The organism is Rhodococcus sp. P4_F3_2 (assembly GCF_056401335.1).
The window spans coordinates 1-401 of record NZ_JBFUJN010000255.1; the positions used below are offsets into that span (position 1 = coordinate 1).

Below are 401 nucleotides of genomic sequence, written 5' to 3' on the forward strand. Positions count from 1 at the left end.
CCCTTTATTTCCAACAGATACAATTTTACTGTATTTTTAGTATTTTTTTCAATATGGAATTGATAGTTGAGAATATGATAAAAAATAACCATTCTAATAAGGAGTGTTATTTTAATTTTACAATTGTTGGATAGCTCCATTATTTCTTAAATTACTCATGATTTCAGGGTTGTCATTCTCTACACTATAAAAGAATACTTCATCGACATGTTTTTCAATGTCCCATTCCCTTATGCTCCATTCATTTGTGGTACTTAATATTATTTTACTTGACTTAGATTTGTTCAAATCCCTTATAAACTCAGTATACCTTTTAGGATCATCTAGTACTGTTTGTACAGGATGATATAGAGTAAAGGTATTCTCATCGCCTCTTAGATTTGTTCTTGTTTTAGTTGCAT

Annotated in this window: 1 protein-coding gene; it reads right to left on the reverse strand. The window is 28.9% G+C overall.

The annotated features are described in order from the left end of the window. Positions 1 to 117: 117 nt before the first annotated feature. Positions 118 to 401 (reverse strand): hypothetical protein (locus AC1DWA_RS33630; RefSeq protein ID WP_477917862.1); only part of this gene is annotated, 284 nt, incomplete at its 5' end.